A 3,984-nucleotide genomic window follows, 5' to 3' on the forward strand; every position below is an offset into this window, starting at 1 on the left:
TGCTGCAGGATTGTATTTTGTTTTTTCTACACCCTCTTGGCGACGCAAGAGAAAGTTACTGCGCCGCCGGGCGCACACCCCGGCCCCCGCCCTCAACGCAAAAACGCAGCAACCATGGACACCAAACTACGGCACACGTAAACCCCCGCCCCCCACCAAACGTTGAAGCCAAGGCCCATCAATACCAACACAGCGGAGGGACAACCCAGCATGACCACAGCAACCGGTACACCGCACTCCACCAGGAACAAACGGCTCGTCCCCATCGCCCTGGCCGGCATCGCCATCGCCGCCGGCGCAACGCTCTACGCCTCCCCCTACTGGGCCCTGCACTCCCTGTCCAACGCCGTGCGCGACAAGGACGCTGCCCGGGTGTCCGAGTACGTGGACTTCGTGCTGCTGCGCGATTCGGTCAAGGAGCTGCTGAGTGCGCGCATGGACGCCGAGATGAAGACCCGCGGCGTGCCGGACGACAACCCGTTCGCCGGCCTGGCGCAGACCTTTGTGAAAGGCATGCTCAACCAGGCCGTCGATGCCATGGTCTCGCCATCGGGCGTGGTGAAGCTGTTGCAGCAGCGCGGCGATACCGCACGCCCGGTACCTTCGTCCACCCCCTCGGGTGGCGGCGGCAACAACAACCAGGGGGCCCAGGCCGGCAAGCCGCGCTTCCAGGTGGACTACCAGAACTACTCGACCGTGCACGTCAGCCCGGAAGGGCGCGAGGTGGGCTTCGTGTTTCGCCGCTATGGCCTGCTGTCGTGGAAGATGGTGGCGATCAACGGCACGCTGCTGGACAGGCCCGGGGCGAACTGAAGACCAGGCCGATCAGGCCGACCAGGGCGGCCTCACCGGCCTGTGATGGCCACCTGCGCGTCCATCTCGCGCAGGCATTCCACCGTGTTCGCATTCACCCACTGGTACGCCACCCCATGCCCGCACACGAACTGTGCGGCCACGTGGCGGCGCTGCTCTGCGCTGGGCGGTTGTGCACGGGCTTGCTGCTGCTGCTGCGCCATGGCCTCGCGCCGCAGCCCGTGCTGCGCATCCTCATGCATGGCCCACAGCAGGGTGCCGAGGATGGCCACGGCCCCCAGCGCGGTGGTGGCGATGGGGCCAATCAGCCGGTGCGCCCCGCGAGCTGGAGGCGGCGCGGTGTGCTCGCCAATGCCCTGCGGTCCTTGTCCCATCACACTGCCTCGGTATGCGTTTCGGCCCAGGTGCGGGCCAGCACCTCGACGGCCTCGCGCGCGAGCGCGTGGCCCTGCTGGGCGCAGGTGACCAGGGCATGCATGGCACGGGTGTCGTTGTCGCGGTAGTCCATGGCGGACAGCAGGCGCGCGTAGTCGCCGCCGCGCGCCAGGGCCAGGGTGTCGCGGTGGGCGGCGTCCTCGGCGGCGTACTGGGCGTCGGACTCGGCCGCGCGGGCCTCGTGGTGGTGCAGCGCATCGCGCACGGGGTCGTTGGCACTGCGGCAAAAGCGGTCCAGCACGGACGGCTGCGCCGCGGGCGGGCTGTCCGGCAGTGCACGGGGTTTCAGCGGGGGCCAGGATGCCGAGCCCGGTTGCGCGAGCGTGGCCGCGTTGGCAGCACCGGTGGCTGCGAAGTGCAGGGGGCCTGGTGGCAATGTCAACAACAACAACGGCGGGGCGGCATGGTGGTGCATGGGGGCTCCTGGTGGCTTGCTGGCGAGCCGGTGGACTGGCCGGCGTGAAGAAACGGGACGGAACAGAACAGGGCGGCAACCCCTGGCGCGTGCGGATGGTGGATGGACGGGGTCGGTTGGCGTCGCTGTGCGCCGGGGTTGCCATGGGGGCCATTGTTTAGTAATTTCTAAACCAAGTCAAGATAAAACTGAACTGCAGTTCAGGAATGGCTTGACTTGCCTGGACGGGGGCACGGCTTCTGTGGGGGGCTGTAGAAGCGATCCCGGCGATGGCCTGGGGCCCGGCGTTGCTGCCGCACGCAGGTACAGTCGGGGGCCTGTGGCCGCTGCGCTGTGCGGCCAGACAACAGGAGGAGTGCTGATGCCGGTAGGCTTTGTCGCCAATGCAGTGTCTGCCGCCGAGGACGACGATGGGCTGCTCATCGTGACGCTCGGGGCGCCGTCCATCGAGGACGAGGACTTCTACCTGATGCTGCAGCACCTGGACGAGTACGACGCCCAGGACATCGCATTGGGCATGGACCAGCCCTACATCGAGTACTGCGGGCAGGGCTGGTCGTGGTACGGCCACATCGTGTCCTTCACCCTGCACCGCGACCGCGTGGACGTGCAGATGGACGCGCACGCCGCGCAGGAGATGGACAACGATGGCCGGATCGAGGTGCGCTTTGACCTGGCCGAGCCGCAGTTCCAGGCGCTGCGGGCCGCCTTGCAGCGCACCTTTGCGAGGCGCGCGTATTTCCACGAAGCGGCTTGAACTGCGCCTGCCGCCTGTGGGAATGAAGGGGTGAATGCCGCCCTGCGGCGCTCGGTCAGCGCTTGCCGCTGTAGCGCAGCGTGTCGAGCGCCAACGCGAAGCCGGCCTCGGTGGCCTTGGCGTATTCGGTGGCGACCTGGGTCATGATGATGGCGGTGGTCCCGCCCAGGTCGGCCTTGAAGAAGCGCGCCTCGTGCGGCAGCTTCTGCCCCAGCATGCTGATCACGAAGCGCTGCGAGACGCCCTTGTTTTCCTGGCCCGCCACGTTGCGGGTGATGGGTGCCGTGGTGGCAGGGCCGAACTGCAGTTGCTGGGCGACTGCGCTGCTGCTTTTGGCAGATTCTGCGCGGTTCTTCGCCGTGGTGGCTGCAAAGGTCTCGATGCTCTGTGCCTTGAGGAAGGGGCTGAACAGCAGGGTGACGACGGCATCGTCGGGTCCTTCGAGATCGATGCTGCGCAGGCGCGTTTCGTCCTGCGCGACCGAGTCCTCGGTCACCTTCCAGCCGGCGGGGTGCTCGAAGCTCACACCGTCCTTGGTGTAGGTGACATTGGGCGCGGCCAGCGCGGGCTGGGCCAGGCTGGCGGCAAGCAGCAGGCCCAGGGCGGCGGCGGTCGCAGCGTGGAAGCCGCGGCGTGTGGCCAGGGCGAGGGTGGCGTGAAGGGGCGTCGGGGCTTGGGGCATGGTGCGTAGGTGGGTGGTTCGGTCGGTACAAGAAGGAAGAGAGGTTCGGGTGCGCGGCAGCGGCCGGGCCCCGTCAACGCTTGGCGCGGTAGCGCAGCGTGTCCATCACCCGGCCCAGGGTGGTTTCCATCAGTTTGGCGTCCTCGGCCAGCGACTGGGTCATGATGTTGACGCTGCTGCCGTTGCCTGCATCGATGGCGAAAAAGCGCGATTCGAGCTGGACGGCGACGCCCTCCGAGACGTAGCCAAAGCGCTGCAGCACGCCCTTGATGTCCTTGCCGCCTACGCGCCGGGTGATGGTGCTGGAGGTCATGCCCGTGGGGGTGATCTTGTCCGGCCCTTCCAGCGCGGCCTGGCCCTTGTCCATCTCTGCACGGTGTTCGGCGGCGCGCGTGGCCAGGGTCTCGATGTTCTGGCCCGTCATGAAGGGGATGAGCATCAGGTGGATGCTCGCGTCCTCAGGTCCTTCGAGGTCGATGCTGCGCATGCCGGCGCTATCGGGCTCCACCTCGTCGAGCGTGACCTTCCAGTCGGCGGGGTGCTGAAAGCTCACGCCTGCCTTGTTGTAGGCCTTTGGGGGTGCGGCGTGGGCGGGTTGGGACAGGCCCGCCAGGGCGATGGCCATGGTGATCAGCAGGGCCAGGGTTGCTGCGGTGCGGTGCAGGAGGGTGGTGGGTGCGGATGGGGGGAGGGATGCAAGTTGCATGGGGGAGGGAATTGGGGGCTTGCCAGGGAGGGAGTGGGTGGATTCTCGCATTGGGGGCTGGGGCTGGACTGGGTAATGGGTGCTGCATGCCTTTGCAAGGGGCGGGGGCCGGGATGTGCGCCCGGCGGCGCAGTAACTTTCTCTTGCGTCGCCAAGAGAAAGTCACCAAAGAGAAG

At 67.3% G+C, this 3,984-nt stretch carries 6 protein-coding genes; 2 read left to right on the top strand and 4 right to left on the bottom strand.

The window, feature by feature from the left end:
- Positions 1-210 precede the first annotated feature (210 nt).
- Positions 211-813 (top strand): DUF2939 domain-containing protein, encoded by a 603-nt coding sequence (locus AC07PF_RS33015; RefSeq protein ID WP_494614738.1) that lies wholly within the window; start codon positions 211-213, stop codon positions 811-813.
- Positions 814-845: 32 nt separating this feature from the next.
- On the opposite strand, the gene AC07PF_RS33020 is transcribed toward AC07PF_RS33015, so the two are convergent.
- On the bottom strand, positions 846-1,187 hold the full coding sequence (locus AC07PF_RS33020; protein ID WP_494614739.1) for a hypothetical protein: 342 nt from the start codon (positions 1,185-1,187) through the stop codon (positions 846-848).
- Positions 1,187-1,663, bottom strand: coding sequence for a hypothetical protein (locus AC07PF_RS33025; RefSeq protein ID WP_494614740.1), 477 nt, complete (start codon positions 1,661-1,663; stop codon positions 1,187-1,189). Before AC07PF_RS33025 ends, AC07PF_RS33020 begins: the two co-directional genes overlap by 1 nt.
- 361 nt (positions 1,664-2,024) lie before the next feature.
- Here AC07PF_RS33025 and AC07PF_RS33030 point away from each other — a divergent pair, with 361 nt between their 5' ends.
- A complete protein-coding gene (locus tag AC07PF_RS33030) occupies positions 2,025-2,420 on the top strand; it encodes an Imm10 family immunity protein (RefSeq protein WP_494614741.1) in 396 nt (131 codons plus the stop codon).
- Positions 2,421-2,475: 55 nt separating this feature from the next.
- Here AC07PF_RS33030 and AC07PF_RS33035 read toward each other — a convergent pair whose 3' ends face one another.
- Positions 2,476-3,102, bottom strand: coding sequence for a hypothetical protein (locus tag AC07PF_RS33035; RefSeq protein ID WP_494614742.1), 627 nt, complete (start codon positions 3,100-3,102; stop codon positions 2,476-2,478).
- A gap of 73 nt (positions 3,103-3,175) precedes the next feature.
- Positions 3,176-3,808 carry a hypothetical protein gene (locus AC07PF_RS33040; protein ID WP_494614743.1) on the bottom strand — a complete coding sequence of 211 codons (633 nt, stop codon included), beginning with the start codon at positions 3,806-3,808 and terminating at the stop codon, positions 3,176-3,178.
- Positions 3,809-3,984 lie beyond the last annotated feature (176 nt).

It is taken from the genome of Acidovorax sp. GW821-FHT10A04, from assembly GCF_059415825.1.